The sequence below is a fragment of the Amycolatopsis sp. NPDC049252 genome (assembly GCF_043197175.1).
Classification (GTDB): Bacteria; Actinomycetota; Actinomycetes; order Mycobacteriales; family Pseudonocardiaceae; genus Amycolatopsis.
On the sequence record NZ_JBICSQ010000001.1, the window covers coordinates 454,161 to 478,595 of the forward strand.

The window sequence follows — 24,435 nt, forward strand, 5'->3', positions numbered from 1 at the left end:
ACGAAAAAAGAGTTAACGCGCGCGACACAAAGTGTGCATGGCCCAGATCACGAGCGCGAGCACCGCGAATACGGCGCCCGCCGCGCACACCGCGAGCCAGCCGCCCGCGGCGTAGGCCGCACCGGAAACCGCGGAACCCACCGCGCCACCGAGGAAATAGGTGCCGGTGTAGGCCATCGTGATCCGGCTGCGTGCTTCCGGGCGCAGGGCGTAGATGATGCTCAGGTTCGCCACCTGCACCCCCTGCACGCCCAGGTCCAGCCCGACGACCCCGGCCATCAGCGGGATCAGGGCACCCCCGCCGTCGATCGCCATCAGCCCCCAGGCGAGCAGCACGGCCAGCAGCAGCGCCCCGGTCGACCACCGCTCCCAGCCGCGGTCGACGAACTTGCCCGCGACGCGCGCGGCGTACGCGCCGACCGCCCCGAGCAGGCCGAACAACCCGATCACGGCCTCGCCGTAGTGGTAGGGCGGGCCGCCCAGCAGGAACGCCGTCGTCGCCCAGAAGGCGCTGAACCCGGCGAAGCTCAGGAAGCCGTAGAGGCACCGCAGGCGCAGCAACGGTTCTTCGCGCACGATGGCCACGACCGAGCGCAGCAGCCCGCCGTAGCCGAGCCGGGCGCCGACCGGGACCGTCGGCAGCTTCCGGTGCAGCAGCAGCGCGAGCACGACCATCAGCACGGCGGCGACGACGTACACCGCGCGCCAGCTGCCGGCCCACTGCGCGACCAGGCCACCGCCGGTGCGGGCCAGCAGGACGCCGACCAGCACCCCGCTCATCACCCGCCCGGTGACCCCGCCGCGTTCGGCGGGCGCGGCGAGCGTCGCGGCGAACGCGACCATGATCGGCGCGACCACGGCACTCGCCGCGACCAGGCCGGACACCACGGTCAGCACGGCGATCGACGGCGCCGCGGCCGACACCGCCTGGATCACCGCGACGATCGACAGCAGCGTGACGATCAGCTTCCGGCGGTCCACGATGTCCGCCAGCGGCACCACGAACACGAGCCCGGCGGCGTAGCCGAAGGTCGTGACGGTGACGATCAGCGAGGTCTCGCCGCTGCCGGTGCGGAACTCCGCCGCGATGGCGGTGAGCAGCGGCTGGACGTAGTAGATGTTGGCCACCGCGAGCCCGGCGGCCACCGAGAACAGCGTGACCATCAGCTTCGGCATCCCCGCGCCGGGAAGCAGCGTGGCGCGGGCGGGCGAGCTTGACGTGGCCACTGCTGGCGACCTCCGGACGTCGGCGGGTTCGCCCCCGAGCGTCCCAGCCACCGCCCGGCGCGTGCCAGACCACGCTCTTCCCCCGGACCGCCGGTACCGGTACCGGGACTACCACCCTCAGCGCGACGCGGGCCGCACCCGGCGGCTGATGGCGCAGGTCAGGCGGGCCGTGCAGGTGCGGCGGCCGGCGTCGTCGGTGATGACGATCTCGTAGGTGGCACTCGATCTTCCTTCGTGCAGCGGCTTCGCCACACCTTTCACCGTGCCCGACGCGACCCACCGGTGGTGCGTGCACGACAGGTCCAGCCCGACCGCCTGGCCGTCCGGGCCGGCGTGCTGCCAGGCCGCGAACGAGCCGAGCGTCTCGGCGAACGCGGCGTTCGCGCCACCGTGCATGATCCCGACCGGCTGGCGGTTCCCGGACACCGGCATGGTGCCGACGACCAGGCCGGGGCGGCATTCGCCGATCACGATGCCGAGTTTCGCGATCAACTGCTCGGCCTGGTCGCCGACGAGAATCGCGCGTCCGGAAAAATCGGCGTCCATGACTGTCCTCCGTAAATGACCACGAAAATGATTCGGCGAGCGCTCCGCCGTTTTTCAGGCTAAGCCGGTTCCCGGTACGGACCGCCGGTTCCTGTAGGCCAGATCACAGTGGTGGTGGCAGTACCCGCATACCGGTATGCGTACAAATCGACGCTGGCACGGACACCGCCGGGCTGGTTAGGTTTTTGGTATCCAGCCGCCGTCGATGTCGGTTCACCCATCCGGCCACGCTGCCTCTTCCTCTTTCGCAACACTCCTTTCGATCGGATGAAACATGCCCGAAACCTCACTGCGCCACGCCGTCGACGACTATTTGGGCCCGGGCGGCAAGCGTTTCTTCTCCGCCGGTTACCGCCGGGTCGGTTACCGCTTCGGCCCGCTCGTCGCCGACGTGCGGAGCGAGCACGACGCCGACGTCACCACGACCGTCGGGCTGACCTACCCCGCCGACTGGTCCAAGAAGCTCGCCGGCACGGACCTGCGCCCGCACCTGAGCACGATCGACGCGATCCTGCTGGGCGTCCAGCTCGCCGAGGCGTGCGTGGTGCGGACGTTCCGCCTCGACCCCGCGGCCCACCGGACGCTGTGGGTCCGCCGGGTCCGGATCCGCGCCGGCCGCGCGCCGGAGGAGGACCTCACCGAGCTGCCGCTGGCGGGACGGCTGACCGGCACCGGGGCCGGCACGGCGCTGCCCGCGGTGTCCGTTGTGGACTGCCAGGTCGGCGCGATGCGGGTGCGCTGCGAGATCGAGCACCCCGGCGGCACGGCCCACCCGGGTCACGACCTGCTGCCGAGCCTCGACACGCTGCTCGGCCCGGCCAAGAACCGGTACTACGGCTCGGGTTTCACCCGCGGCGCGCACCGGATCGACGACCTCGAACTGAACCTCGGCGACCTCGTCGCGACCGCGAACGTCGACCTGACCGACGCGAACACCACGCAGGGCGCCGAAGCCGCGTACACCCCGGCGCCCACCATGGTCGACGCCTTCGCCACCGGCCTGCAGCTGGCCCAGATCCTGCTCTACGAGCTGGACGGCATGCACCGCCGTGACAGCAACACCCTCTGGATGCGCACCACCACGCTGACGAGCACCAGTCCACATCGGACGTTCCGGCCGGGCCTGCCGCTGCACACCCGGCTGGCGAACACCCGGCTCGTCGAGATGAACGAAGGGGTCTGGCGCACCGCCGACATCCTCACCGAGTTCGCCGGCGTCGCGTTCACCTGCGGCGTCACCCACGCGCTGCCCCACGGCAGCTGAAACCAGGAGATCCCATGAAACTCGCCATTTCCGGCACCTACTCGTCCGGCAAGACCCTCACCTCCTACGCGCTGGCGCACTACGTCGACATCCCGCGCACCCGGGCCCGCACGATGCGCGAGCTGCTCCCGATCGCGGTACCCGGCAAGACGCTGGAGGAGTGCTCCGGCGCCGAGCTGATCCAGCTCATCGTGCGCCGGCACGTCGAGCGCTGCGTGCACGAGAGCCACCTGACCAAGGGGTTCGTCTCCGACGGCTCGTCGCTGCAGGAGTGGCTGTACGGGGCGGTGCGGGTGATCGTCGGCATCAACCCGAACGACTCGGTGCACCTGTCCGACGTCGAGACGGTCGAGCGCACGCCCGACATGGAGTTCTTCGACGCGGTCATGACGCAGCTCGGCTCGGCGATCAAGGACCACGTCCGCGAGACCTACGACGCGTTCGTGCACCTGCCCAACGAGCTGGAGCTGGCCAAGGACGGCCACCGGCCGGTCAACGAGCGGTTCCGCCGGCTGGCCGACGAGGGCATCGCGGCCGCGATCGACGAGCTGGGCATCCCGCGCCACGTCGTCGGCGGCACGCTGCCCGAGCGGCTCAACAAGATCGTCGACCTGTTCGGCTTCGCGCCGGTCATGACGGTCGAGGAGGCCATCGAGCGCGCCCGCCAGGAGTACCAGGCGGTCGACATGACGATCGAGTCCGACCGGGCCTGGGCCGTGTCGGCCGTCTCGTGAAGGGCGCGATGAACCGGGCCGCGGTGCTCACCGGTCTCGGCTCCACCGTCCCGGACCGGGTCGTCACCAACGAGATGCTGGCCGCCCGGATGGACACGTCCGACCAGTGGATCACCTCGCGCACCGGCATCCGCGAGCGCCGGGTGGTCGAGCCCGGCACCGCGACCAGCGACCTGGCCACCGAAGCCGGGCGGCGGGCGCTGAAGTCCGCCGGGGTCGACAGCGTCGACGCGCTGGTGCTGGCCACCACGACCCCGGACCACCCCTGCCCGGCCACCGGGCCGACCGTGGCCGACCGGCTCGGGCTGGGCACCGTGCCGGCCTACGACGTCGCCGCGGTCTGCTCGGGGTTCCTGTACGCGCTGGCCACGGCGGCCGGGCTGATCGCGCTCGGCACCGCGGACCGCGTCCTGGTGATCGGTGCCGAGGCGTTCACCACGATCATCGACCCGGACGACCGCACCACCGCGCCGATCTTCGGCGACGGGGCCGGCGCGGTGGTGCTCGAAGCCGGGGACGAGTCGCAGCGCGGCGCGCTGCTCGGCTTCGACCTCGGCAGCGACGGCGCGCTGGCCGACCTGATCATCGTCCCGGCCGGTGGTTCGCGGCGGAAGACGTCCGCCGACGCGGGCGACCACTTCATGAAGATGCAGGGCAAGACGGTGTTCACCAACGCCGTCCGGCGGATGGCGTCGTCGTCGCGGTCGGCGCTGGCCCGCACCGGCTGGGGCCCCGGCGACGTCGACTGGCTCGTGGGGCACCAGGCGAACGTCCGCATCCTGCGCGCGGTCGCCGACGAGCTCGGCCTGCCCGAAGAGCGGGCCTTCGTCAACCTCGCGAAGTACGGCAACACCGCCGCCGCGTCCATCCCGCTCGCGCTCGACGACGCCGCGAGCGCCGGCCTGATCACCGCGGGCGACCGCGTCCTGCTCACCGCGTTCGGCGGTGGAGCCAGCTGGGGCGCGGTGACGCTCGAGTGGCCCGACCTCCCACGCAACTAGACAACTGGGGAACGAAATGGAAACCACCGTCAACGCCCGCCTCGTCCAGCTGCTCGCCGACAAGGCCGAGCTGCCCGTCACCGAGCTGGCTCCGGACCGCACGCTGGAGGAGATCGGTCTCGACTCCCTGCACCTGATGGAGGTCGCGCTCTGGGTGCAGCGCGAGTACGGCGCCGTCGTCCCCGAGGGCGACCTGCACCACGACCTGACCGTGCGCGAAGCCCTCGCGTATCTGGACGAGAAGACCGCCGCGGTCCGATGACCCGGCGAGCGGCCTTCTTCGACGTCGACGGGACGCTCCTGACCGTCACCAGCCTGTTCCGGTTCCTCGCCTACGACTGCGCGGTGCGCGGTCAGCCGGAGTCCTATGTGGACGCCATGACGGCACTGGACCGGCGGAAGGCGGCGGGCGCGTCCCGGGTCGAGGCCAACCGGGCGTTCTACGGGGTCTTCGCCGGACGCTCGGTGGCCGACCTGGCCACCGGCGGCCGGCGCTGGTTCGACCTGGAACGCGCGCTCGGCGGGCTGTTCGACCCGCGGGTGCTCACCATGCTGCGCGCCCACGCGGCCGGTGGCGACCTGGTCGTGCTGCTGTCCGGCTCGTTCGCGCCGTGCCTCGACCCGATCGCCCGGCTCACCGGCGCGGACGTCGTCGTGTGCACCGAGCCGGAGATCGGCGAAGGCCGCTACACCGGCCGGGTCGCCGACCCGATGGTCGGCCCGCGCAAGGCGGTGGCCGCCGCGGCGGTCGCCGCCGAGCACGGGATCGACCTGGCCGACTGCTTCTCCTACGGCGACGACGCCTCCGACCGGGCGGTGCTGGAGCTCACCGGCTGCCCGGTCGTCGTCGGCGACGACCCGGACCTGGCCGAGCGGGCCGCGCGGCTCGGCTGGCGGCGGATCCCCGCCTTCGAGCCGGCCGACCGGCCACCGCTCCCCCTCCCGCAACCCGTGAAAGCAGGAACCCCATGAAGGCCGTGCAGACCACCGCCGCCGGCGACCCGGACGTGCTCGTGCTGTCCGAAGTGGACAGACCGGCGCCGGTCCCGACCGAGGTGCTGGTGCGCGTGCGCGCCGCCGGGGTCAACCCGGTGGACTGGAAGATCCGCGGCGGGGTGTTCCCGAGCGGTGCGCTCGGCGCGCCCCCGTTCGTGCAGGGCTGGGACGTCGCCGGCGTCGTCGAGGCCGGACCGCGCGTCACCCGGTTCCAGCCCGGTGACGAGGTGTTCGGGCTGCTGTGGTTCCCGCGGCAGGCCGGCGGTTACGGCGAGTACGTCACCGCGCCCGCCCGGCAGTTCGCGCGCAAGCCCGCGTCGCTGAGCTTCCCCGAGGCGGCGGGCCTGCCGATGGCCGGCCTGACCGCCTGGCAGACCCTGGTCGACGTCGCCGGGATCGGCGTGGGTGACCGGGTGCTGATCACCGCGGCCGCGGGCGGGGTCGGGCACCTGGCGGCGCAGATCGCCCACGCGCGCGGCGCCGTCGTCACCGGCACCGCCCGGGCCGCCAAGCACGAGTTCCTCGCTTCGGTGGGGGTCGACGAGGCCGTCGACTACACCGCCGTCGACGTCCGCGAAGCCGTGCACGACCAGGACGTCGTGCTCGACCTGCTCGGCGGGGAGCACACGCTCGGCCTGCTCGGCACGCTCCGGCCGGGCGGCCTGCTGATCCTCACCATCGGCCAGGTCACCGCCGAGCTCGCCGCGGCCGCCGCCGCGCGCGGGGTCCGCATCACCGGGTTCCTGGTGGAGCCGGACTCCGCCGGTCTCGCCGAGCTGAGCCGCCTGGTGGAGCGCGGCGAACTGCGCGTCCACCTCGACCACGTGCTGCCGCTGGCGGACGTCGCCAAGGCCCACGAGCTCGGGGAAACCGGGCGCACCACCGGAAAGATCGTCCTGCACGTCTCCGAATAGCCCAACCCGCGAAGGAGTTCCGACGTGTCAACCCCGTTGTCCGCACGGCGCGCGAGCCCGGCGATCACGCTCGTCGCCGTGTGTGTCGCTTGTGGACTGCTACCGGCGTCCCTGACCGGGACGTCGATCGCGCTGCCCGCGATCAGCACCGACCTCGGCGTCTCCCTGGTCAGTCTCCAGTGGATCGTCAACGCCTACAACCTCACCTTCGCGAGCGTCATGCTCGCCTCCGGCGCGCTCGCCGATCTGCTGGGCCGCAAGCGGATGTTCACCATCGGCCTGGTCGGCTTCCTCGCCTGCACCGCGGCCGCCGGCTCGGTGTCGGACATCGTCGTGGTGGACGTCCTGCGCGGCGCCGCGGGGGTCGCGGCCGCGATGGTGCTCACCGCCGCGTCCGCGATGCTGGCGCAGACCTTCGAGGGTCCCGCCCGGATGAAGGCGTTCGGCTGGCTCGGCTCGTCGTTCGGCCTCGGCCTGGCGCTCGGCCCGTCGACGTCCGGCATCCTGGTCGACCTCTGGGGCTGGCGCGCGGTGTTCTTCGCGCACGCCCTGATCGCCGCGGCCGTGCTCCTCACGCTGCCGAAGCTCGCCGAGTCGCGGAACCCGGACGCCTCGGGGGTCGACTGGCTCGGCACCACGACGTTCAGCGGCAGCCTGTTCGCGCTGACCCTTGCCCTGGTCGAAGGACCGCAGCTGGGCTGGGCCGCGCCCGCGGTGCTGGTGCTCTACGCCGCGTTCGCCGTGCTGCTGGTCGCGTTCGTGGTCGTCGAACACCGCCAGGCACGGCCGATGTTCGACCTCGGCCTGTTCCGGCAGCCGAAGTTCGTGGCCGTCTGCCTGATGCCCGTGCTGCTCGCGTTCGGGTTCGTCTGCCTGCTGGTGTTCCTGCCGTCGTTCTTCATCGGGGTCAACGGGATGAGCGCGCAACAGGCCGGGCTCACCATGCTGCTGCTCACCGTGCCCGTCCTGGTGTTCCCGGTGGTGGCCGGCACCGTGAGCAAGACCGTGCCACCGCGCGTGCTGCTCGGCGTCAGCCTGCTGCTCGTCGCCGCCGGGGCCGCGTGGCTCACCACGATCGACCGGACGTCGGGTGCCGGCACGCTGCTCGGCCCGCTGCTGGTGATCGGCACCGGCGTCGGGATCTCGTTCGGCCTGCTGGACGGCGCGGCCATCAGCACCGTGGACGCGTCACGGGCCGGGATGGCCGCGGGGATGTTCAACACCATGCGGCTGACCGGTGAAGCCGTCGCCATCGCCGGGATGGGCTCGCTGCTGGTGAGCCTGACCCAGAGCGGCCTGGCCGGCGGCATCGGCGCGTACCCGGCCGCGGGTGACGCGGCCGCCGTGGCCGACAAGGCCGCCCAGGGCGGGATCGCCGATCTCGCCACGACGGTGCCCGCCGGGCAGCAGGCGGCGTTCACCGAGTTCGTGTCCGGCTCCTACACGTCCGCGTTCCACACCGTGCTGTGGCTGCTGGCCGCGGTCTGCGCGCTCGGCGCGCCGGCCATCGCCTGGATGCTGCGCGAGCGTACGTCCACTGTGGATGAACTGGCACCCGCCACTTCCTGACTCACGAGGAGTGAACCATGGCAGAGAAACTGCCGGTCCTGATCGTCGGCGGGGGCCCGGTCGGGCTCACCGCCGCGGCCGAGCTCGCCCGGCGCGACGTGCCGGTGCGGCTCATCGACAAGGCGAGCGAACCCAGCCCGCTCACCAAGGCCCTGATGGTGTGGCCGCGCACCCTGGAGGTGTTCCGCCTGCTCGGCGGCGGTGAGCACATCGAGACCTACGGGCTGCCCGTCGACTCGTTCCGCTACTACTCCGAGAGCAAGCAGATCTGCCGGATCGCCTTCGGCGCCGAGACCAAGCCGTCGGTGATCACCCAGCCGGACGTCGAAGCTTTGCTGCGCAAGGCACTCGCCGACGCGGGCGGCAGCACCGAGTGGGAGACCGCGCTCACCGGCCTGCGCCAGGACGCCGACGGCGTCGAGGTCACCCTCACCGGGCCGGACGGCCGCGAGGAGCCGGCCCGCTTCTCCTACGTGCTGGGCACGGACGGCGCGACCAGCACCGTCCGCAAGCTCGTCGGCGTCGACTTCCAGGGCAGCACCTACGAAAACCTGTTCATCCTGGCGGACAGCTCGATCGAGGGTGACCTGCAGCGCGACGCGGTGCACTACTACTGCTCCTCGCGTGGGGTCATGGTGCTCATCCCGCTCTACAACGGACGCTTCCGGGTGTTCACCGCCGGCCCGCCCGGCATGCGCCCGGAGGACCTGACCCCGGCCGTGCTGCAGGAGTACCTCGACAACCGGGGCCCCGGCGGCCTGCGGCTGTACGACATCGACTGGCTGACGACGTTCAGCATCCACGCCCGGCACGCGGAGAAGTTCCAGGTGGGCCGGGTGTTCCTGGCCGGGGACTCGGCGCACGTGCACAGCCCGGCCGGCGGGCAGGGCCTCAACACCGGCGTCACCGACGCGCACAACCTGGCCTGGAAGCTCGCCATGGTGCACCGCGGGCTCGCCTCCCCGCGGCTGTTCGACAGCTACGGCAAGGAGCGGGCGTCCGTCGCCTCCGCGGTCGTCAAGCAGGCGCAGGCGCAGACCAAGGCGTGGATGTTCAAGAAGCGCTGGCAGACCACGAGCCGTGACGTCGCGGCCGGGCTCGCCGGCCGGTTCGGGCTGTTCGACCGGTACTACTCGCCGTGGCTGGCCGGGCTGACCAACCACTACCCGGCCGGGACCGCGGTGGCCGGCCCGGTCGAGAAGCGCACCCGGAAGTCGAAGGTCCTCAGTGGACACCTGCTGCCGAACGACCCGGTGCGCTTCGAGAACACCACGGCACCACTGCGCGCGCTCGTCCCGACCGACCGCTACACCCTGCTGGCGCACGGGACGGACCCGATCACGCAGGCGACGTCCCGCGCCCTGCTGGCCGAGCACCGCGAGCTGCTCACGCTGCGCGTGGTGCACGCCGACGGCACGCTGACCGAGGACTTCACACCCGCGTCGTCCGCGGGCGAGAAGCTGTGGCACCCCAAGGGGTTCACGCTCGCCCTCGTGCGACCCGACCACTACGTGGCCGCCGTCGACCCGGCGGCCGTCCGCACCCACCTCACGAGCATCGTCCCGACCCGCTAAGGAGATCCCCTGTGTCCACCCCCACCACCGTCCGCGACACCGCCGCGACGATCGGCGAGTTCTTCACCCGGTTCGGCGGCGGCGACCGGCCCGGCCTGCTGGAGCTGTTCGCCCCGGACGTCGACTTCGCCGTGGCCGGTGCCGAGGACGTCGTGCCCTGGGCGGGCAGCCGGTCCACCTTGGCCGCGGTCGACGAGTTCCTGCGGATCTCGCTCGAAGACGTCACCACGGAGCAGTTCGACGTCGCGAAGATCCTCGTCGACGGTGAGGACGGCGTGGTGCTGGGCGCGTTCGCGCACCGGATCCACCGCACGGACAAGGTGTTCCGGAGCTCGTTCGCCCTGCACGTCCGCGTCCACAACGGACTGATCGTCCGGTACCACATGTTCGAGGACAGCCACCGCGCCGAGCTCGCCTGGCGCGACTGACCGCACGAGAAGGGCCCCCGGCACGCGACGGGGGCCCTTTCCGTTGCGGCTCAGGCTTCTTCGGACTTCACCGGCTCCGCGCGTTCCGGGGACGGCCCGGTCCACATCGCCAGCAGCTCCAGCGCCGACGCCGCCGGGCTGGCCGGCTCCGGGCTGAACGCCACCAGCCGCTGCCCGGTCTCGCCCGGCAGGTCGAAGTTCTCGAACCGCAGGGTCAGCTCGCCGACCACGGGGTGCCGGAACCGCTTGCTGCCGTGCGTCCGCTGCTTGACGTCCCGCCCGGCCCACAACGTCCGGAACTGCTCGCTCTTCATCATCAGCTCGCCGAGCAGCGTCGCGAGCACTTCGTCGTCGTCGTGGTGACTGGTCGCCAGGCGCAGGGTCCCGACCGTCGCGCGCGCGACGTCCTGCCAGTCGATGAACCGCTCTTTGCTGTCCGCGTCGAGGAAACCGAAACGCGCCAGGTTCCGCTCGCGCGGTGTCACGGACTCGAAGTCGAAGAACAGCTGGGCGGCCAGGCGGTTCCAGGCCAGCACGTCCATCCGGTGGTTGATGACCATCGCCGGCACGCGGTCCATCATGCCGAGCAGCTGCGTCAGCTCGGTGCGGACCCGCTCGGGCCGCGGCGAGCGCATCGACGGCCGGGGGCGGGCCAGTCCGTCGAGGTAGCGGCGCTCGTCGGCGTCCAGCTGCAGCGCGCGGCCGATCGCGTCGAGCACCGCCTCCGACGGCCGGGACGCCCGCCCCTGCTCGAGCCGGACGTAGTACTCGACGCTGATCCCGGCGAGCGAGGCGACCTCCTCCCGGCGCAACCCGGCGACGCGACGGCGGGCGTTGGCCTCGATGCCGGACTGGCCGGGATCGATCCGGGCCCGTCGCGACTTGAGGAACCGGCCCAGCTCGTTCTGCTCGCTCATACGGCCAGTGTGCCGCACGAACCCGCCGGTCAGCGTGGTCCTGCCAGTACCAGTACCGCCCGTCCGGGGGTCGGACCGGGATCTGGCCGGGGGTTTCGCGCGCCCCCAGACTGCTTCAGCAGCCAACCGGAACCCGAAAGGTGGACACAAGATGTGTCACAGCACGGACAGCCGCCCGCCCGCTCTGGCGAACCCCGGCGAGGTCGCCCAGGACGGTGCGCTCGAGCTCACCTCCGCGGACGGCACGGTGTTCTCCGCGTTCCACGCGATCCCGGCCGAGCCCAACGGCGTCAACATCGTCATCCTGCCGGACATCCGTGGCACCCACCCCTACTACCAGGCGCTGGCGAACCGCTTCGCCCAGGCGGGGTTCACCACCGCGGCCATCGACTATTACGGCCGCACCGCGGGTGTCGGGGTGCGTGACGACGAGTTCGAGTGGAAGCAGTACCTGCCCTCGGTGCAGCCGGACGAGGTCGCCGCCGACGTCAAGGCCGCCGCCGAGCACCTCACGCGGTTCAACACCGGACCGGTCTTCACGGTCGGCTTCTGCTTCGGCGGCGGCCAGTCCTGGCGGCTGTCCGCGAGTGACCTCGGCGTCACCGGCGTGATCGGGTTCTACGGCCTGCCGAAGCTGGTCAACGACGTCGTCGACGACATCTCCGCGCCGCTCCTGCTGCTGCTCGCCGGCGCCGACGTCGCGACGACGCCGGAGGAGTTCGAGACCTTCGCCAAGAACCTGGACGCGGCCGGCAAGACGTACGACATGCACGTCTACGAGGGCGCCCCGCACTCCTTCTTCGACGCGACCTACGACGAGTGGCAGGAGGCGTGCGACGACGCCTGGAGCCGGATGATCACCTTCATCGAGACGCACAGCGCGAAGGTCCCGGCCTGATGGAGCGGTCGGCGCGGTTCGAGCGCGGCGCGGCGCGGCTCGCCGAGATGGGCGGCGACATCGCCAACATCACCGGCCCGCTCGCCGACGTCGCGCCCGACCTGGCGACCCTCGTCGGCGAGTTCGCTTTCGGCGACCTCTACACCCGTCCCGGGCTCGACCTGCCGCAGCGGCAGCTGGTCACCATCGCCGCCCTGGTCACGCTGGGTGACACCGAGCGGCAGCTGCGGTTCCACACCCACGCGGCGCTCGACGTCGGCCTCAAGCCGTCGGAGATCGTCGAGACCGTGATCCACCTGCTCGCCTTCGCGGGCAACCCGCGCGTGTTCAACGCGATGCTCACCGTCAAGGGCGTCTTCGCCGAACGCGGGCTGCTGCCCGTCGAGTGAGCCAGGGGCTTCCCGCGCGTCCCCTCCGCGCGGGAGGCCCCTTTCCGCACGTTGAAAAAGACGTGCTGGTCAGGGCCCCTCCGGCGGGCGCACGATGAGCCGATGCTGACCGATTCGACCATCACGACGATGCTCCCGGTGACCGACAGCGACCGCGCCGGCCGCTTCTACGCCGACGCCCTCGGCCTGAAGCCGACGGGCGCGAGCGAGGACGGCACCCGCTACTTCGCGGCGGGCGCGGGCGTGATCGGACTGCGGCCGATGCCGGACGGCGCGCAGAGCGAAAGCACGGCGCTGAGCTTCGAGGTCACCGACCTGCCCGCCGAGGTGGCAGCCCTGGAAAGCCGCGGTGTCCGGTTCCAGGACTTCGACGTCGAGGGCCTGAAGACGGTCGGCCACATCGCCGACCTGGGCGCGGAGCGGGCGGCGTGGTTCACCGACACCGAAGGCAACGTGCTCTGCATGCACCAGGTACTGGGCTGACGTCTGGGGGCCATGGGGACGCCGGTGCGGCCCAGGTCGGGGCCGAAGTGGCCGCACCGGCACTCCCCGTGGTCAAGCGAGGGAAGCCAATCCTCTCGACCTGGGGGAACACGCTCGTCCGACTGAGCCTGAGCAACGACCTCAGCACCAAAGATGCTTTCACGCGGTTGTTGACAGGACACGTGTTTTTGACACGCCCGCGCCACTTTTGAGGACGCTGGCGTTGCTGAGTGAGACTGCCTGACATCGCCTCATTTTCGGAACCCAAGAAGCCCCCCACGATCACAGTCGACTGGGACGCGAGCGCCGATCTCGTCTGGGCGCAGTGTTCGTGTGCCGAGTGGATCAGTGCCCGAGTCTCGTCGGAAAACGAACAGCGAAATGCCTCAATCAAGCGAATGAGGGCATCAGCTTGATCGCGTTGCCCGACAACACGCCGGTCAACACCTCCGAGGGCCACCCGAGCCCCGCCAGCGACCGGACGTTCTTCGCCACCGACGGCACCCCCGGCCAGTCCGTGCCGAACACGAACTTGCCGGCCAGCCGGGCCAGGTCGAAGCGCTGGTAGTACTCCGGCAGCTTCTTCGGCGGCAGGCCCGCCAGGTCGAGCCAGACGTTGTCGCGGGCCAGCGCGAGGAACGCCGCCACGTCGTACCACCAGCCGCGGCCGCCGTGGGCGAACACGAACTGCAGCGCCGGGAAGTCCTCGACCACGTCGGACAGCAGCTCGGGATTCCCGAAACTGGTGCGGGAGCCGGGAAAACTCGACGTTCCCGAATGGAGGATCACCGGCACCCCGCGCTCGAGGCACAGCTGGTAAACCGGGTACAGCTCCTTGTCCGCCGGGGAGAACGCGCCGTGCACCGGGTGGATCTTCAACGCCACCGCGCCCAGATCCAGTTGGCGGGAAACCTCGGCCGCCGCCGGGTGGTGCAGGTACGGGTTGACGTTCGCCACCAGCCGGAACCGCGCAGGGTTGTACTCCACCAGCGGCAGGTTGTCCTCGATGGGCTGGATCCCGGTGGCCCGCGGGCTGTACTCGCAGAACAGCAGGACCCGGTCGACGCCCTCGGACTCCATCAGGTCGTCCATCGCCGCGGGGATCACGGCGCCTTCGTCGGAGTACACCGAACGCCACGGGTACGTCCCGGCGAAGTCGTGCGCCCACTGCAGCCACGCGGGCTTGAGCGTCGGCAGGCGTGGGGTGTGCACGTGCGCGTCGACCACGAAGTGCCCGTCGATCACGGGCTCGGCACCACCCGCAGCACGTCGCGGACCTGCTCGCGGATCACGTTGCGGCGGATCTTCCCGGTCGCCGTCTTCGGCAGCTCGGCCAGCTCGACCACCCCTCGGGGACGCTTGAACGCCGCGAGGCCTTCGCGGCAGAACTCGATCAGCTCTTCCGCGTCCACCGTAACGCCGGGGGCGGCCACCACGCACGCCACGGGCTTGTCGAGGCCGTCGGCGTCCGGCGCGGCGACCACCGCGACCTCGGCCACCGCCGGGTGCATCCGCAGCCGTTCCTCCACTTCGGACGGTGACACCCAGATCCCGCCCGCCTTGAGCATGTCCCCGAAGCGGCCGAGACAGCTGTACGTACCGTCCTCGTTGAGCACGTAACTGTCGCCGGTGCGCAGCCACTCACCCTGGAACACGAGCTTCGTCGCGTCGTAGCGGGCCCAATAGCCGGTCGCCGTCGAGGGCCCGGACACGAACAGCTCACCGGGCTTGCCGACAGCGTCGATCACCGCGCCGGCCTCGTCACGGATCTGCACGGCGTACCCCGGCACGGGGACGCCGGTGCTGCCCGGCCGCACCGCGCCGGGCTTGTTCGACAGGAAGATGTGCAGCGCCTCGGTGGACCCGATGCCGTCGAGGATCTCCAGGCCGAAGCGCGTGCGGAACCGCTCGAACAGGGACGCGGGCAGCGGCTCGCCGGCCGAAACGGCGTACCGGACCGAGGCGAACGAGTCGTCCGGGACGTCGCTGGCGAGCAGCGCCGCGTAGAACGTCGGCACAGCGAAGAACAACGTCGGCGCTTCTTCGCGGGCCCGTCGGGCGAACAACGCCGGGGTCGGCCGGGACGGTTCCAGCAGCGTCGTCCCGCCCGCGGCGAGCGGGAAGAAGGCCGAGTTTCCCAGTCCGTAGGCGAAGAAGAGCTTCGGCACGGACAGGAACCGGTCGGTCGCGACGGTGCCCAGCACGTCACGGCCGTAGGTCTCGCAGACCGCGCGGATGCTCGCGTGCCGGTGCATCGCGCCCTTCGGCTGGCCCGTCGTCCCCGACGTGTACAGCCACAACGCGGGCGAGTCCGCCCACGTCTGTCCACTTCGGAACGTCCCGCCCAGCTCGGACCACTTGTGCGTCCGGACGCCGAACCCGCTCGCTTCGGCGCGGTCGAGCAGGACGTCGGTGACCTCGGGGGCGAGGCTGACCGCGGTCACGGCCTGCTCGGCGAACTCACCCGAGACGCACAGCAGCCGCGCCCGCGAGTCGGCGAGCATCTTGCCCAGCTCCAGGCCGGTGACCATGGTCGAGACCGGCACCGCCACCGCGCCCGCGAGCATCGCGCCGAGGATGCCGGTGAGCAGCTCGACGTCGTCGACCATGCAGAACATGACCCGCTCTTCGGGACGCACCCCCAGCTCGGTGAGCCCGGCCGCGACCCGGCGGGACTCCGCCGCCAGCTCGGCGTAAGTGAGCGAGCGCCGGGGCGACACGACCGCCGTCGTGTCCGGCTGCCCGGCCGAGAGCAGGTACTCGGCCGCGTTGAACCCTGTCGCCACCCAGGCCTCCTACGTGAGGTACACGTACTCGTAGTCGAAGGGCTTCCCGTTGATGCCCTGCCGCGGCGGCGCCACCCAGCTCGCGATCTTCCCCCGCTCGTACACCGGGTGCATGAGCGAGCGGACGAACGCGAGGTCCTCGGTCGTGGGCAGCCACTTGTTCTTGCCGGCCAGCCACGTCGCCTCGTCGACGATCGTCCCGTCGGGAGTGACGTGGTGGCCGGAGTTTATGCCCACTTCCCGGTTGAAACCAGGGTGCGGCAACCGGAACGTGAAGTCGATGCCGGCCTCGGTGAGGATCTTGTTCCAGCGCTTGACACCGGTCTCGCAGTCCGCCGTGTACTCCCTGCGCAGGTCGAGGTTCAGCAGCAGGATCGCCTGCAGCTCCTCGGACGTCCACGTGCCGTCGCCGGCCGGTTTGTCCAGCGTGCGGGCGTCCTCGGTGAGCTTGTGGTCGTCCTTGCGGCGGGTCTCCTGCCAGCGGCCCTTGAGCCCGGCGGTGTAGTAGTTCGCCGCGTTCGTCGACGTCTCGCTGCCGAACAGGTCGAGCGAAACGGTGTAGTGGAAGTTGATGTAGCGCTGGATCAGCTCCAGCGGGATGCCGCCGTGCGGCCCGATGTCGCGCGTGTCGTGCTCGCGGATCAGCTCGGCGCTGCGCATGACCACGCGGTCGACGCCGGTGGTGCCGACGAACATGTGGTGCGCCTCCTCCTTCAGCATGAACTCGCAGGTGCGCGAGAGCGGGTCGAAGGAGCTCTCCTTGAGCGTGCCGAGCTGGTACTTCCCGTCGCGGTCGGTGAAGTAGGTGAACATGTAGAAGGCCAGCCAGTCGGCCGTCTCCTCGTTGAACGCGCCGAGGATGCGCGGCGCGTCCGGGCTGCCGGAGTTGCGCAGCAACAGCCCTTCGGCCTCGTCACGGCCTTCGCGGCCGAAGTACGCGTGCAACAGGTAAACCATCGCCCACAGGTGGCGGCCCTCTTCGACGTTGACCTGGAACAGGTTCCGCAGGTCGTAGAGGCTCGGCGCGGTGAGCCCGAGGAGCTTCTGCTGCTCGACGGACGCCGGTTCGGTGTCGCCCTGGATGACGATCAGCCGCTGCAGGTCGGCGCGGTACTCGCCGGGCACCTGCTGCCACACGGGCTCGCCCTTGTGCTCGCCGAAGGAGATCCGCCGGTCGGGGTCGCGCTCGGCCAGGAAGATGCCCCAGCGGTAGTCCGGCACGTTCACGTGGTCGAAGTGCGCCCAGCCCTCGCGGCCCACGCTGATCGCGGTCCGCAGGTAGACGCCCTGGGTCTCGAGCGTCGGGCCCATCTCGCCCCACCAGTGCATGAACTTCGGCTGCCAGCCCTCCAGCGCGCGCTGCAGCCGCCGATCATCGGCGAGGCTGACGTTGTTGGGGATCTTGGCGTCGTAGTCGATTTTCTCGGGCATGGGCGCTAGACCCGCTTCCTGTCGAAGACGGCCTTCTGACCAGTACCGTATCGGCGCAGCGCGCCTTCCGGACCGGATGCGTTCGGGCGGGTGAAAATCCAGTTCTGCCAAGCCGCCAAGCGGCCGAAGATCTTGGTCTCGATGGTCTCCGGGCCGACGAACCGGTGGTTGGCCTCCATGCCGGTGAGCGCGTCCGGGCTGAGCGACGCGCGGCCTTCGAGCGCGATCCGGATCTCGTCCTCCCAGTCGAGGTCGTCCGGCGCGTCGGTGACCAGGCCGAGCTCGACGGCTTCCGCGGCGCTGAGCTCGTGGTTCTTTTCGCGCGCGAGCCACGCGAGGTGGTCGTCGTCGCCGTAGAAGCGCGTCTGCAGGCGGGTCAGGCCGTTGCCCATCGGGAACGCGCCGAAGTTGGCTTCGGACAGCCGGATCGTCGCGCGCTCGTCAGAATCTTCGTCGTCGATCGGCGGCCCGTCGCGCAGGTACTGCCGGTCCGCGGCCAGCGCGATCTCCAGCAGGGCGCCGGCGAAGCAGCTGCCGGGCTCGATGAGCGCGATCAGGCTGCGGCTGGTGACGTCGAGGCGCTTGAGCGTGCGCTTGAAGTAGTGCGTGATCTCGTTGGCCAGCCAGTCCTTCCCGCCGAGGACGGCCTGCTCGTGCGCGAGCACCTTCTCCGGGTCGCCCTGGGTCCGCAGGATCCACGTGCCGGCTTCGACCTCGTTGGTGCGCAGCCGCAGGATGGCGTCGTCCAGCTCGCGGGTCATCGCGAGGAACCAGCCACCCGCGCCCTCTTCGTGCAGGTCACCGGGATCGTTCTCGGGCCCCTTGATCGTGATGGTGGCCTGGTCCTTTTCGACTTCGACATCGACGTACCGGTGTTCGAGCGGGGTCAGCTCGACGCCACCCTCACCCGTGCGGCCGGATTCCTGCGCGATCTCCCGGGCCCGCTGCGCCACGGTCTCGCGGAACCCCTGACGCGGGACCAGCTCGTCGACCAGGCGCCAGTCGACGGCCGTCTTCCCCTTCACGCCGTCGGAGCGCGTCGCGAAGACGTCGGCGAGGTCGCGCCGGACGCGCCGCTTGTCGACCACCCGGGTCAGCCCGCCGGTGCCGGGCAGCACACCCAGCAGCGGCACCTCCGGCAGCGCGACGGTCGAGGAGTTGTCGTCGATCAGCAGGATCTTTTCGCAGGCCAGGGCAATCTCGTAACCACCGCCGGCGCAGGTGCCGTTGACCGCGGCGACGTAGGTCTGGCCGGAGTGCTCGGTCGCGTCCTCCATGCCGTTGCGGGTCTCGTTGGTGAACTTGCAGAAGTTCACCTTCCAGGTGTGCTCGGACGCGGCCAGCATCCGGATGTTCGCGCCGGCGCAGAAGACCTTGTCCTTCGCGCTGGTCACGACGACCACGCGGACCTCGGGGTGCTCGAACCGCAGCCGCTGGGTGGCGTCGTACAGCTCGATGTCGACACCCAGGTCGTAGGAGTTGAGCTTGAGCTCGTAGCCCGGGACCAGCCCGCCCTGCTCGTCGACGTCCAGCTCGAGCCAGGCCACCTCCCCATCGAAGCTGAGCCGCCAGTGGCGGTACTCGTCCGGACGGCGGTCGAAGGTCACCGGTGTGGTGGTGGTCACCGACCGATTGTCTACACGAAATCTGCGAACGTCAACGTTGTGTAGAAACTTGATCTCGCACTATCACCCGGTTGAGCGTGGTCCACGCCCAGATGAGGAACACCCAGAGTGCGATTCCGGCCGCGGCGTCGGTGAAGATCGTCGCGAACCAGAACCCGGGGATCTGCGGCACCCCGGTCAGGAAGTGACCCAGGGTGATCATCCCGGCCAGCGAGTAGACCACCAGGAACGCCAGCGCCCGCGGATAGCACCCCTGGGTGTACGCGCGGTAGCCGAAGAAACCGAACGCCGTGAAGAGCACCCAGCCGAACGCGACGACGACCCCCGCCACCACCGCGGGGACGCCGGGCAGCTGCGGGTAGTCCGCGACCCGGATCGTGTTGTGCGCGTAGTGCAGCGTGGTGCTGAGCAGCGAAAAGCCGAGGATCACGCGGAGCGGTGCCAGCCCCTTGTCCTGCAGAACGTCCATCACGGTCCCCCAGTCGACTAGATAGATCGCTCTAGCGACGGTACCGCGCGGCGGCCGTGCCGGGCAAGACACGGCCGCCGCGCCGTTCAGACCAGATCGATCCGGTGCTGCGTCACCGGGTAACCCGCCTTCGCGAAGGCCTTCGCCATCGGCACGTTCGGCACGTCGGTGGCCGCGACGATCCGGTCGGCGCCGTACGCGACGAGGTCGTGCGTGGCCTCGACCAGCAGGTCGTACGCGTAGCTGTGCCCCCGCTGCTCCGGCACCACGGCGATGTAGCCGATCACCGGGTCGTGGTAGTTGCGGCTCGGCAACGCGAGGCCGGCCAAGGCGCCTTCGCGCGTGTACGCGAGCCGCCACCATTCACGCGGTGCGGGCATCCACCGCATGATGTCGAGGTCCTCCTGCGCAGCCGCTTCGACACCGTGCTCGGCCACCGTCCGCCGGACGTGCGCGTCGAGGCTGTCGGCGTTGACCCTGCGGAAGACGCCCAGGACGACGTCGTCGTCCGGCTCCGGCCGGAACTCGAGGCGTCCCGGCCGCTCCGGCAGGCCGTTCTCCGCCGTCCAGCTGTACCGGTAGCGCTCGACGAGCTTGCGGTAGCCCGCCTTCTCGGCCGCTTCGACGCGGACGTTCACCTCGTGCGCGACGTCCGGGTCGTCCTGCCACGCGGGCGGCGTGGTCAGCGAGTACTCCACCCGGAACGGCGCCCGGGTCAGCAGGTGCACGGCGGCGTCGAAGTCGGTGAAGTCGAACCAGTCGAGCGCGATCGGCTCTTCGTCGTCCGGCCCCGACCACCAGGCGGCCCGCGCCACGACGACGTCGTCGCGCAGGGCGACCCACGTCCGACCCGGCTGGTAGTCGGCTTCGCGGTAGTCCTTGCCGAGCAGCGAGCGGCCCACGAGACCGCGGTCGGGCAGGGAGGTGAACAGTGATTCTTCGCCCGCTTCGAGCGGGCGCACGACCAGATCGGTCATGGAAGTCCTTCCGGGAAAGCACGCGCTCCCGGCTTACGAAATGGGCACCCTCGAGGCGAGGTGGGAGCGCGTGATCGGTTGCGTGATCATCGGACCCACCTCCTTTCGCCGGTCAAGGGTGCGCGGGTGAAGCTACGGGCCGCCCGCCCGGCGCGTCAACGGATTTTCTGGAGCACGGTCCGCGTGCTCAGCCGCGGCTCGGCGTAGGAGTGCGAAGCCTCGAGGACGTACTCGCCGGCGATGTGCCGCCAGCCGTCCCGCCAGACCGAAACCGAGCGCGGCGCGATGGTGACCTCGGCGTCCACCACCTCACCCGGGCCCGCCTCGACGCTCGCGAACCCGGCCAGCCAGCGGTGCGGGCGGTCACCGCGTTCGGTCGGGACCAGGTAGAGCTGGACGACTTCGCGGCCCCTGCGCTTGCCCGTGTTGCGCACGCGGACTCGCACCTTCGCACCGCCTTCGTCGTCGGGGAAGACGTCGAGCTCGTCGTACACCCAGGTCGTGTAGCCGTGGCCGTGACCGAACCAGTAGGCGGGCCGCCGGTCGGTGCGGGCCCAGGCGCTGTAGCCGATGTAGACGCCTTCGTCGTACGGCAGCACGCCTTCCTCGGGGGTCACGCGGGTGACGGGCGCGTCTTCGAGCTTCGCCGGCCAGGTCGTCGGGAGACGGCCGCCCGGCTCTTCGTGTCCGAAGAGGACGTCGGCGAGCGCGTCGCCGCCGGCCTGGCCGGGGAACCAGGTGAGCAGCACCGCGGCGACGTCGTCCCGCCACGGCAGCTCGACCGGCGAGCCGGCGTTGACCACGACCACGGTGTTCGGGTTGGCCTCCGCGACCCGCCGGACGAGTTCGTCCTGACGTCCGGGCAACGCCAGGGAAGTCCGGTCGAAACCCTCGCTCTCGACCTCGGCGGTGGTGCCGACCACGACCACGGCGACCTCGGATTTCCCGGCCAGCGCAACGGCTTCGTCGAGCGCGGCGTCCGGGTCGGGCACCGGGCCGCGGTGCCCGAGCGCGAAGGTCACCCAGGCGAAGGTGCCGCGCGCGAACTCCGCCATCTCCGACGGGATCCAATAGGTCAGGCTGACGTCGACCGGCTCGCCCGCGGTGAGCTCGACGTCCCGCCGCTGCTCGATGACCTGCATGATCGAGGTGAAGACGTCACCGCCTTCGGGCAGGTTGACGCCGTCGAAGAGGGTCTGCCCGGCGACGACGAGGCGGAGGTCGCCGGGGCCGGTGAGGCCGAAGGTGTGCGTGCCGGTGGTCTCCGGGAGGAACGTGCCCTCGATCTCGACGCTCGCGAGCGTGGCCACGTCGAGGCCGGCCGGCAGCTCGCCGATCCAGTCGATTCTCGCCTCTCGCAACGGAAATTCAGCCAATCGGGTGCCATCCGCGGCTTTCGCGGTGGCTCGGAGCCGGAAATTGTCGGTGGCCGGCGGTAGCGTCGTTCGCGGATCGGCACCGATGGCGTAAGTGAGTTCGGTGCCCGCGGGAAGGGCCTTGCGGAGGCCGTCGAGAGGGGAGACGACGTGGTCGGGGAACACGGTGGCGCTGCCACCACCGAGGATCTTGGGGTCCGCGGCGAGCGCGCCGATCAGGGCGATGCTGGGCGGCTGCTCGAGCGGGAGCAGGCCGATCTGGTTGCTGAGCAACACGAAAGACCGGTGCGCGATCTCGCGCGCGACCGCGTCACCGTCCATAGTGGATTTCTCGGGGGGTGTTCCGCCCTCGAGCGCGCCGGTCCGGTGAGCCAGGAGGAGCACGCGGCGGACCATGTCGTCGACGACGTCCGGGTCGACCTCGCCGCCACGCACGGCTTCCGCGAGCTGGTCGCCGAACACCGTGCGCGGGCCGGGCATCGCGACGTCGAGCCCGCCGTTCGCCGAGGCGACGGTGTCGCGCGCGGCCAGCCAGTCGGAGACGACGAAGCCGTCGAAGCCCCACTCGTCGCGCAGCACGCCGTTGAGCAGTTCGGCGTGCTGGGTCATCGTGGTGCCGTTGACGCTGTTGTAGGCGGCCATGATCCCCCACGGCTTCGCCCGCCGGACGATGAGTTCGAACGGTGCGAGGTAGAGCTCGCGCAGCGCGCGTTCACCGAGGTGGACGTCGGCGGTGAAGCGTTCGGTCTCGAAGTCGTTGGCGACGAAGTGCTTGACCGTGACCCCGACTCCGCCGTCCTGCACGCCGGTCACATAGCCGGCGCCGATCATCCCGGTGAGGAGGGGATCTTCGGAGTAGCACTCGAAGTGGCGGCCGCCGAGCGGTGAGCGCTGGAGGTTGACCGTGGGCGCGAGGAGCACGTGCACCCCCTTGCGGCGGGCCTCCTGCGCGAGCAGCCGCCCGGCCCGCACGGCCAGGCGCGGATCCCAGGCGGCGGCGAGCGCCGTCGGGCTGGGCAGGGTGACGGACGGGTCGTCCGGGCTCCACCGCACCCCGCGCACGCCGACCGGGCCGTCGGAGAGCACGAGGGAGGAGAGCCCGATCTCCGGCCGGGCGGGCAGGGTCCAGACGTCCTGACCGGCGAGCAGGCGCACCTTGGCGTCCAGGTCGAGCTTGTCCAGCAGCGCGTCGACGTCGAAGCTCATGCTGCCCCTTCCGGAGGTCCTGCCGTCAGCCTACCTGGCGCGAAGTAGTGAACGTTACCCTTCCGTGACGGCTTGTCCCGTAGGCTCGGGATCATGACCCGGGCCAGGGGCGCCGACCGCCGCACGAGCATCGTCCGTGCCGCCTTCGACGTGATAGCCGAGCGCGGCTACCGGGGCACGTCCCTGGCAGCGGTGGCCGACCGGGTGGGCCTGACCCAGCAGGGCCTGATGCACTACTTCCCGACAAAGGAAGACCTGCTCACGGCGGTCCTGGAAACCCGAGACGAGTGGGACCTGCTGCACTTCGGCCGCGATTCGTCGGCGATGACGGTCAACCAGCTGGCGGACCTGGTCGACTACAACGCAACCCGCAAGGGCATAGTCCAGACGTACACGGTCCTGGCGGCCGACAGCGTGACGGACGACCACCCGGCAAGGTCCTACTTCCACGACCGCTACGCCCGGGTACGCGCGGGAATGACGGAGATGCTCGAACGCCACCGCGACGAGCTACCGCCGGGCTCCACACCGGAACAACTGGCGCCCTTGGCCATCGCCGTCCTGGACGGCCTGCAACTGCAGTGGCTACTGGACCCGGAGCAAGTCGACATGTCAGCAGGCTTCCGCACGTTCCTGACCTTGCTGGGCATCAAACCGGACTAGCCCCCTCGCCCGGCCTCTTACGCCCCAATGTGGCGTTGGGTGCGTCCAACGCACCCAATGTGGCGTTCGGTGCATCGAGCGCACCAACGCCACACTGGACGCTGCCCCCGCGCCAACAACAGAACCGGCCCAAGACGGCGCCGACACAGCCCGACCAAGCGCGGCTCGCCCGGCCGACCCCTCAGCGCCCCCGGCCGCACGCCATCTCACACCGCGCCGCGACACCCGCCACGCCCCAGCCACCGCGCCGTCGCACTCCCCACCCGAGCCACACCCCCCGCGCAGCCCGACCAACCCCTCACAACCGCAGCGGCGCCACCAACCCCCGCAACCGCCGCAAGGCCCGCAACGTCACCTCCAAATCCCCCTCCAGCACCTCCGCCACCATCGCACGCCACGCCGCGACGCCCGCCACCTCAGCCACCTCGGCAGCCCTCACCGCAGCCACCGCGCTACCCGCCCAGCCGACCGAGCCACACCCCCACCACCACCCGACAACCCTCAAGCTCGCGGCGGCGCCACCAACCCCCGCAACCGCTGCAAGGTCCGCAACGTCACCTCCAAATCCCCCTCCGGCACCTCCGCCGCCAGCTCCTCCGCCCACGCCACCTGCGCCGCCCCCAGCTCGCCCATCGCCTCCCGAGCCTGCGCCGTCAGCGACAACAACGGCGCCCGAGCATCGGCGGGGTTCGGCAGCCGTTCGAGCATTCCGTTGCGCAGCAAGCGGTTCACCGTCTCCTGCACGCTCTGCCGACGCAGTCCCCGGCGCCGCGCGACCTCCGCGGCCGTTGCGGCTCCGTCCTCCAGAAAGCCCAGCACCTGCCACTGCGCCGCCGTCAGGCCGACCGGTGCCGTCAGCGCGTCGCCCGCGGCGAGGAAGCCGCCGTTGCAGGCGAAGACCGCGTCGATCACCCGGGTGAACGTCTCAGCTCTGGCGGACCGCATGCGTGCTAGCCTCGCAT

24 protein-coding genes are annotated in these 24,435 nt (G+C 70.8%); 13 read left to right on the forward strand and 11 right to left on the reverse strand.

The genetic code is table 11. The features are described 5' to 3' along the window. Window positions 1–12: 12 nt before the first annotated feature. Both ACGFMK_RS02255 and ACGFMK_RS02260 read right to left on the reverse strand, forming a co-directional pair. Window positions 13–1,227, reverse strand: coding sequence for an MFS transporter (locus ACGFMK_RS02255; protein ID WP_392757127.1), 1,215 nt, complete (start codon window positions 1,225–1,227; stop codon window positions 13–15). 117 nt (window positions 1,228–1,344) lie between these two features. Then, the gene (locus ACGFMK_RS02260) at window positions 1,345–1,773 is read right to left on the reverse strand and encodes a hotdog fold thioesterase (RefSeq protein ID WP_392757130.1); all 429 of its coding nucleotides are present in this window, start codon (window positions 1,771–1,773) and stop codon (window positions 1,345–1,347) included. Window positions 1,774–2,047: 274 nt separating this feature from the next. Between ACGFMK_RS02260 and ACGFMK_RS02265 the strand changes: the two genes are divergently transcribed. From ACGFMK_RS02265 to ACGFMK_RS02305, 9 genes are read left to right on the forward strand one after another with little or no spacing between them, the layout of a single operon-like run. Then, window positions 2,048–3,037: an AvrD family protein gene (locus ACGFMK_RS02265; protein WP_392757133.1), complete on the forward strand. Its 990-nt coding sequence runs from the start codon at window positions 2,048–2,050 to the stop codon at window positions 3,035–3,037. A gap of 14 nt (window positions 3,038–3,051) precedes the next feature. After that, a complete protein-coding gene (locus tag ACGFMK_RS02270) occupies window positions 3,052–3,771 on the forward strand; it encodes an AAA family ATPase (protein ID WP_392757137.1) in 720 nt (239 codons plus the stop codon). Window positions 3,772–3,779: 8 nt separating this feature from the next. Next, window positions 3,780–4,772, forward strand: coding sequence for a beta-ketoacyl-ACP synthase III (locus ACGFMK_RS02275; RefSeq protein WP_392757139.1), 993 nt, complete (start codon window positions 3,780–3,782; stop codon window positions 4,770–4,772). A gap of 16 nt (window positions 4,773–4,788) precedes the next feature. After that, window positions 4,789–5,034, forward strand: a complete 246-nt coding sequence (locus ACGFMK_RS02280; RefSeq protein WP_323324327.1) for an acyl carrier protein — start codon at window positions 4,789–4,791, stop codon at window positions 5,032–5,034. Next, window positions 5,031–5,744, forward strand: a complete 714-nt coding sequence (locus tag ACGFMK_RS02285; RefSeq protein WP_392757141.1) for an HAD family hydrolase — start codon at window positions 5,031–5,033, stop codon at window positions 5,742–5,744. Before ACGFMK_RS02280 ends, ACGFMK_RS02285 begins: the two co-directional genes overlap by 4 nt. After that, window positions 5,741–6,682 carry an NADP-dependent oxidoreductase gene (locus tag ACGFMK_RS02290; RefSeq protein WP_392757144.1) on the forward strand — a complete coding sequence of 314 codons (942 nt, stop codon included), beginning with the start codon at window positions 5,741–5,743 and terminating at the stop codon, window positions 6,680–6,682. Before ACGFMK_RS02285 ends, ACGFMK_RS02290 begins: the two co-directional genes overlap by 4 nt. A gap of 24 nt (window positions 6,683–6,706) precedes the next feature. Continuing rightward, the gene (locus tag ACGFMK_RS02295) at window positions 6,707–8,251 is read left to right on the forward strand and encodes an MFS transporter (protein ID WP_392757148.1); all 1,545 of its coding nucleotides are present in this window, start codon (window positions 6,707–6,709) and stop codon (window positions 8,249–8,251) included. Window positions 8,252–8,268: 17 nt separating this feature from the next. Further along, window positions 8,269–9,825, forward strand: a complete 1,557-nt coding sequence (locus tag ACGFMK_RS02300; protein ID WP_392757151.1) for an FAD-dependent monooxygenase — start codon at window positions 8,269–8,271, stop codon at window positions 9,823–9,825. An 11-nt stretch (window positions 9,826–9,836) separates the two neighbouring features. Then, complete coding sequence (locus ACGFMK_RS02305; protein WP_392757155.1) at window positions 9,837–10,253, forward strand: nuclear transport factor 2 family protein; 417 nt, start codon at window positions 9,837–9,839, stop codon at window positions 10,251–10,253. A 50-nt stretch (window positions 10,254–10,303) separates the two neighbouring features. Here ACGFMK_RS02305 and ACGFMK_RS02310 read toward each other — a convergent pair whose 3' ends face one another. Then, a complete protein-coding gene (locus ACGFMK_RS02310) occupies window positions 10,304–11,170 on the reverse strand; it encodes a helix-turn-helix transcriptional regulator (RefSeq protein ID WP_323324333.1) in 867 nt (288 codons plus the stop codon). A 151-nt stretch (window positions 11,171–11,321) separates the two neighbouring features. Between ACGFMK_RS02310 and ACGFMK_RS02315 the strand changes: the two genes are divergently transcribed. The 3 genes from ACGFMK_RS02315 (at window position 11,322) to ACGFMK_RS02325 (ending at window position 12,940) form a co-directional block, all read left to right on the forward strand. Beyond that, window positions 11,322–12,068 carry a dienelactone hydrolase family protein gene (locus ACGFMK_RS02315; RefSeq protein WP_392757162.1) on the forward strand — a complete coding sequence of 249 codons (747 nt, stop codon included), beginning with the start codon at window positions 11,322–11,324 and terminating at the stop codon, window positions 12,066–12,068. Next, a complete protein-coding gene (locus ACGFMK_RS02320; RefSeq protein ID WP_392757166.1) occupies window positions 12,068–12,457 on the forward strand; it encodes a carboxymuconolactone decarboxylase family protein in 390 nt (129 codons plus the stop codon). Before ACGFMK_RS02315 ends, ACGFMK_RS02320 begins: the two co-directional genes overlap by 1 nt. A 102-nt stretch (window positions 12,458–12,559) precedes the next feature. Further along, the gene (locus ACGFMK_RS02325) at window positions 12,560–12,940 is read left to right on the forward strand and encodes a VOC family protein (RefSeq protein WP_392757171.1); all 381 of its coding nucleotides are present in this window, start codon (window positions 12,560–12,562) and stop codon (window positions 12,938–12,940) included. A 390-nt stretch (window positions 12,941–13,330) separates the two neighbouring features. Here ACGFMK_RS02325 and ACGFMK_RS02330 read toward each other — a convergent pair whose 3' ends face one another. The 7 genes from ACGFMK_RS02330 to ACGFMK_RS02360 form a co-directional block, all read right to left on the reverse strand. Then, window positions 13,331–14,185: an amidohydrolase family protein gene (locus ACGFMK_RS02330; RefSeq protein WP_392757174.1), complete on the reverse strand. Its 855-nt coding sequence runs from the start codon at window positions 14,183–14,185 to the stop codon at window positions 13,331–13,333. Continuing rightward, window positions 14,182–15,726, reverse strand: a complete 1,545-nt coding sequence (locus ACGFMK_RS02335; RefSeq protein WP_392757180.1) for a benzoate-CoA ligase family protein — start codon at window positions 15,724–15,726, stop codon at window positions 14,182–14,184. Before ACGFMK_RS02335 ends, ACGFMK_RS02330 begins: the two co-directional genes overlap by 4 nt. 9 nt (window positions 15,727–15,735) lie before the next feature. Further along, complete coding sequence (gene boxB / locus ACGFMK_RS02340; protein WP_392757184.1) at window positions 15,736–17,157, reverse strand: benzoyl-CoA 2,3-epoxidase subunit BoxB; 1,422 nt, start codon at window positions 17,155–17,157, stop codon at window positions 15,736–15,738. 5 nt (window positions 17,158–17,162) lie between these two features. After that, on the reverse strand, window positions 17,163–18,782 hold the full coding sequence (boxC, locus tag ACGFMK_RS02345; RefSeq protein WP_392757187.1) for a 2,3-epoxybenzoyl-CoA dihydrolase: 1,620 nt from the start codon (window positions 18,780–18,782) through the stop codon (window positions 17,163–17,165). Window positions 18,783–18,813: 31 nt separating this feature from the next. Further along, window positions 18,814–19,251, reverse strand: coding sequence for a hypothetical protein (locus ACGFMK_RS02350; RefSeq protein ID WP_392757189.1), 438 nt, complete (start codon window positions 19,249–19,251; stop codon window positions 18,814–18,816). An 86-nt stretch (window positions 19,252–19,337) separates the two neighbouring features. Continuing rightward, the gene (locus ACGFMK_RS02355; protein WP_392757196.1) at window positions 19,338–20,228 is read right to left on the reverse strand and encodes a GNAT family N-acetyltransferase; all 891 of its coding nucleotides are present in this window, start codon (window positions 20,226–20,228) and stop codon (window positions 19,338–19,340) included. Between the two features lie 155 nt (window positions 20,229–20,383). Continuing rightward, window positions 20,384–22,810 (reverse strand): glycoside hydrolase family 3 C-terminal domain-containing protein, encoded by a 2,427-nt coding sequence (locus tag ACGFMK_RS02360; protein WP_392757200.1) that lies wholly within the window; start codon window positions 22,808–22,810, stop codon window positions 20,384–20,386. Window positions 22,811–22,903: 93 nt separating this feature from the next. Between ACGFMK_RS02360 and ACGFMK_RS02365 the strand changes: the two genes are divergently transcribed. After that, on the forward strand, window positions 22,904–23,473 hold the full coding sequence (locus ACGFMK_RS02365; protein ID WP_328612778.1) for a TetR/AcrR family transcriptional regulator: 570 nt from the start codon (window positions 22,904–22,906) through the stop codon (window positions 23,471–23,473). A gap of 501 nt (window positions 23,474–23,974) precedes the next feature. Here ACGFMK_RS02365 and ACGFMK_RS02370 read toward each other — a convergent pair. Beyond that, a complete protein-coding gene (locus tag ACGFMK_RS02370; RefSeq protein ID WP_392757203.1) occupies window positions 23,975–24,418 on the reverse strand; it encodes a MarR family winged helix-turn-helix transcriptional regulator in 444 nt (147 codons plus the stop codon). Window positions 24,419–24,435 lie beyond the last annotated feature (17 nt).

Bases quoted from the DNA above. Each gene is read 5' to 3' on its own strand.
- ACGFMK_RS02260 (WP_392757130.1), bottom strand. From the start codon at position 1,773: ATGGACGCCGATTTTTCCGGACGCGCGATTCTCGTCGGCGACCAGGCC.
- ACGFMK_RS02265 (WP_392757133.1), top strand. From the start codon at position 2,048: ATGCCCGAAACCTCACTGCGCCACGCCGTCGACGACTATTTGGGCCCG.
- ACGFMK_RS02270 (WP_392757137.1), top strand. From the start codon at position 3,052: ATGAAACTCGCCATTTCCGGCACCTACTCGTCCGGCAAGACCCTCACC.
- ACGFMK_RS02275 (WP_392757139.1), top strand. From the start codon at position 3,780: ATGAACCGGGCCGCGGTGCTCACCGGTCTCGGCTCCACCGTCCCGGAC.
- ACGFMK_RS02280 (WP_323324327.1), top strand. From the start codon at position 4,789: ATGGAAACCACCGTCAACGCCCGCCTCGTCCAGCTGCTCGCCGACAAG.
- ACGFMK_RS02285 (WP_392757141.1), top strand. From the start codon at position 5,031: ATGACCCGGCGAGCGGCCTTCTTCGACGTCGACGGGACGCTCCTGACC.
- ACGFMK_RS02290 (WP_392757144.1), top strand. From the start codon at position 5,741: ATGAAGGCCGTGCAGACCACCGCCGCCGGCGACCCGGACGTGCTCGTG.
- ACGFMK_RS02300 (WP_392757151.1), top strand. From the start codon at position 8,269: ATGGCAGAGAAACTGCCGGTCCTGATCGTCGGCGGGGGCCCGGTCGGG.
- ACGFMK_RS02310 (WP_323324333.1), bottom strand. From the start codon at position 11,170: ATGAGCGAGCAGAACGAGCTGGGCCGGTTCCTCAAGTCGCGACGGGCC.
- ACGFMK_RS02315 (WP_392757162.1), top strand. From the start codon at position 11,322: ATGTGTCACAGCACGGACAGCCGCCCGCCCGCTCTGGCGAACCCCGGC.
- ACGFMK_RS02320 (WP_392757166.1), top strand. From the start codon at position 12,068: ATGGAGCGGTCGGCGCGGTTCGAGCGCGGCGCGGCGCGGCTCGCCGAG.
- ACGFMK_RS02325 (WP_392757171.1), top strand. From the start codon at position 12,560: ATGCTGACCGATTCGACCATCACGACGATGCTCCCGGTGACCGACAGC.
- boxB (WP_392757184.1), bottom strand. From the start codon at position 17,157: ATGCCCGAGAAAATCGACTACGACGCCAAGATCCCCAACAACGTCAGC.
- ACGFMK_RS02350 (WP_392757189.1), bottom strand. From the start codon at position 19,251: ATGGACGTTCTGCAGGACAAGGGGCTGGCACCGCTCCGCGTGATCCTC.
- ACGFMK_RS02355 (WP_392757196.1), bottom strand. From the start codon at position 20,228: ATGACCGATCTGGTCGTGCGCCCGCTCGAAGCGGGCGAAGAATCACTG.
- ACGFMK_RS02360 (WP_392757200.1), bottom strand. From the start codon at position 22,810: ATGAGCTTCGACGTCGACGCGCTGCTGGACAAGCTCGACCTGGACGCC.
- ACGFMK_RS02365 (WP_328612778.1), top strand. From the start codon at position 22,904: ATGACCCGGGCCAGGGGCGCCGACCGCCGCACGAGCATCGTCCGTGCC.
- ACGFMK_RS02370 (WP_392757203.1), bottom strand. From the start codon at position 24,418: ATGCGGTCCGCCAGAGCTGAGACGTTCACCCGGGTGATCGACGCGGTC.